This is a genomic window from Kitasatospora sp. NPDC056651 (assembly GCF_042792155.1).
Taxonomy (GTDB): Bacteria; Actinomycetota; Actinomycetes; order Streptomycetales; family Streptomycetaceae; genus Kitasatospora.
The window spans coordinates 1-2521 of record NZ_JBHTWX010000230.1 but is presented as its reverse complement, the minus strand read 5'-3'; the positions used below and the strand labels follow the sequence as shown (position 1 = coordinate 2521).

Genomic DNA, 2521 nt, shown 5'->3' with positions numbered 1-2521 from the left:
GTCCGAGCGGCACCAGCGGCACCCCGGCCCTCGCCAGCAGCGCCTCGAACTCCTCGTCCGGGGGTGCGCAGACCCGCGCTTCGGCACCGAGCCCCCGCAGTGCCGCCGCCAGCCCCGCCAGCGGCTCGACGTCCCCACGCGATCCCCATGCCGTCATCAACACGTGCATTTCACGACTCCCGTTTCCGCAGGTCATGGCTCTACGGCCGTGATTCTGCGACACAACGGGGGCCTTGCCGCAAGCCCCCGGGCACGCGATAACTTGAAAGTGGCAAGGGAATTCACTCCCCTTGCCTTCTCCTTTGGCCGACCGGGCGTCCGCCTGGTCGACCTCCGTTGACCGCACCGTTGACCGCACCGTTGACCGCCCGGTTCGCCACACCGTCCCGACCACGCGCCCGACCCGGCCGCGCCGGTCGAGGCGGTCGAGGCGGCCGAGGCGGTCGAGGCGGTCGAGGCGGTCGAGGCGGGTGGGAGCGGCGCCGCCGGTCAGCCCGTGAACCGTCCGTCCCGCGCCACCACCCGGCCCGCACGGACCACCAGCTCGCGGACCGGCAGGTCGACCACCACCTGCGGCAGGCACTCGCCCGTCACCAGCATGAAGTCGGCGGGCGAGCCCGGCCGCAGGGTGGCCGCCGGCAGGTCCAGCAGCTCGGCGCCGCTGTCGGCCGCCAAGGCGAAGCAGTCGGCCAGCTCCTCGTCGGTGCGGGCGTCGGTGGTCCAGCCGAGCAGGTGGGCGCGGTGCAGCATGTCGGCGTTGCCGTACGGGCTCCACGAGTCGCGCACGCCGTCCGAGCCGAGCCCGACCCGCACGCCGTGCGCCCGCAGCTCGCGGAACGGCAGCACCTGGTGGGCCGAGGGCGCCACGGTGGTGAGCCCGACGCCGGACTCGGCCAGCTCGGCGGCGAGGTCAGCGAGCGGGGCGCCGGTCAGTTCCGGGACGCAGAAGGCGTGGCTGGCGACGACCCGTCCGGCCAGCCCGGCCGCCCTGGTCCGCGCGGCGATGTCGCGCAGCGGGCCGAGTCCGCGCTCGCCCCCGTCGTGCAGGTGGATGTCCAGGCGCAGGCCGTGCTGTTCCGCCAGGCCGAACAGCAGCTCCAGCTGGGCGGGCCCCTCGCCGTCCCGGCCCTCGTCGGAGCCGGCGTCGAAGCCGGCCGGGTCGATCCCGCCGATGGCGTCGAGCAGCCCGCTCGCCGCCGCCTCGGCGAGCAGCGCGCCCGCGCCGGGCGTCCGCCGCACCCCGTGCTGGGGGAAGGCCACCAGCTGGACGTCCAGCACGCCCGCCAGCCGCTCGCGCACCTCGGCGAGCCCGGTCACCCCGGCCAGGCCGAAGGCGGGCGCCACGTCCACGTGGGCCCGCACCGCGCGGGTGCCGCGCGCCACGGCGTGGCTCAGCAGCCGGTGCGACCGGTCGGCGATCGAGGTGCTCTGGTGCCGGTGGAGGTCGACGTCGCCCTGGACGTACTCGGGCAGCGAGCCGGCCGGGCGGCGGCTGTACCAGGACTCGCCCCAGGCCGTCTTGTCCGGGTGGATGTGCGCGTCCACCAGGGTGGGCAGCGCGATCCGGCCGCCGCCCTCGACCACCTCCGGCACCACCCCGTCGGGCACCCGCTCGGCCAGCAGACCGTCCACCGAGACCAGGTCCACGGCCCGCTCGGCACCGAACGGCCGGACGTCGCGGAAGAGGGTGACGGACGGCGTGGTCATGGGCTGCTCGCTCTCGTTCTGGGTTGCGGGGTGATCCCGATCCGTGGACCGAATTTGCCTGACAGGCAAAACGTCCCACCTTTCCATCAACAATCTGTTTATCATCTCAAGGTCCCCCGTCCCCCTTTCGGAGCAGCTCACGCATGTCCTCATCACCGCCCGCCGCCACGCCCAGACCGCACCCGATCCACGCCCTGCGGGCCACGGTCTTTGCCATCGGCACCCTGCTCCTGCTGGTCGGGGTGGGCGTCCTGCTCCACCAACCCCTGTTGATCCCGCCGCTGGCCGCCAGCGCCGCGCTGGTGCACGGCGCCCCCGGACTGCCGATCTCGCAGCCGCGCAACCTGATCGCCGGTCACCTGATGTCGGCCCTGATCGGCTTCGCCACCCTGGCCGTCACCCGCAGTACCGCCTGGGGCGCGGCCGTCGCCGCGGGGCTCTCGCTGGGCGTGATGATGCTCACCCATCTCTCGCACTCCCCGGCCGTGGGCACCGCCGTGATCGTGGTCCTGCAAGCGCCGCACCCGGTGCCGTTCCTCCCGCTGCTCCTGCTGGCCTCCACCCTGCTGGTCGCCATCGGACTGCTGCCCGGCCGGATCGGCAGACACCCGGTCCGCTACCCGGTGTCCTGGTAGCCGGGATCCCGGGAGCCGGTCACACCCCCGGGTAGGACCGGTCACGCCTCGACGGCCTGAGGCATCGACCGCCGGAAGGCACCGACGGCCGGAAGGCACCCGGTTCTCCACCCTCCCAGTCGATCACCGACGGCCGGGGCCACCCATCGGATGGCCCGGCCGGCGACCGGTCCCCCGGA

2 protein-coding genes and 1 pseudogene are annotated in these 2521 nt (G+C 74.1%); 1 reads left to right on the top strand and 2 read right to left on the bottom strand.

Features of this window, described 5'->3' with window-relative positions; all coding sequences use genetic code 11:
• Together ACFRAR_RS38580 and ACFRAR_RS38575 are read right to left on the bottom strand one after the other, a co-directional pair.
• Positions 1-169, bottom strand: a pseudogene (locus ACFRAR_RS38580) (glycosyltransferase); the annotation flags it as partial.
• Between the two features lie 320 nt (positions 170-489).
• Positions 490-1707, bottom strand: a complete 1218-nt coding sequence (locus ACFRAR_RS38575) for an amidohydrolase (protein ID WP_380705104.1) — start codon at positions 1705-1707, stop codon at positions 490-492.
• Positions 1708-1850: 143 nt separating this feature from the next.
• Here ACFRAR_RS38575 and ACFRAR_RS38570 point away from each other — a divergent pair, with 143 nt between their 5' ends.
• Entirely contained in the window at positions 1851-2342 is a 492-nt protein-coding gene (locus ACFRAR_RS38570) for an HPP family protein (protein WP_380705102.1), read from the top strand.
• Positions 2343-2521 lie beyond the last annotated feature (179 nt).